The organism is Roseivirga sp. UBA1976, assembly GCF_002336325.1.
Classification (GTDB): domain Bacteria; phylum Bacteroidota; class Bacteroidia; order Cytophagales; family Cyclobacteriaceae; genus Roseivirga; species Roseivirga thermotolerans.
In genome coordinates, this window is the sequence record NZ_DDDQ01000171.1 from 10,453 (window position 1) to 10,801 (window position 349).

The following is a 349-nucleotide window of genomic DNA, read 5'->3' on the forward strand; positions in this document are numbered from 1 at the left end:
AGGGGATATTTTACTACTTCCTTAAATCGAATCCAGGTTAGATTACTGTAATAGCTCTCTGAGTTTAGATGGCTTTTTAATGCCTTTGAGCCAGGTTTTGGTGTCTCGTTCAGCAATTAAGAAGATGAACGGAATGGCAAAATTGAGTATGATACCGGTGGGCATTTGAATGAGTACCTGGTTGCCATAACTCGCAAAAATGGCTCCTGCCAGCATGGCATATAAGGCAGAAGCTTGTGTGCGGTTTTTGAGACAGCGCATCCGCATAATCTTTAAACCACCATAGCCGAGTATAAATCCCAACACAACGAGGTGAACCATTAAGCCAATGGGCCCCGTTTCTGCCCAG

1 pseudogene is annotated in these 349 nt (G+C 44.1%); it reads right to left on the reverse strand.

Features of this window, described 5'->3' with window-relative positions:
• Positions 1 to 42: 42 nt before the first annotated feature.
• Positions 43 to 349: pseudogene (locus B3763_RS17835) on the reverse strand (O-antigen ligase domain-containing protein); the annotation flags it as partial.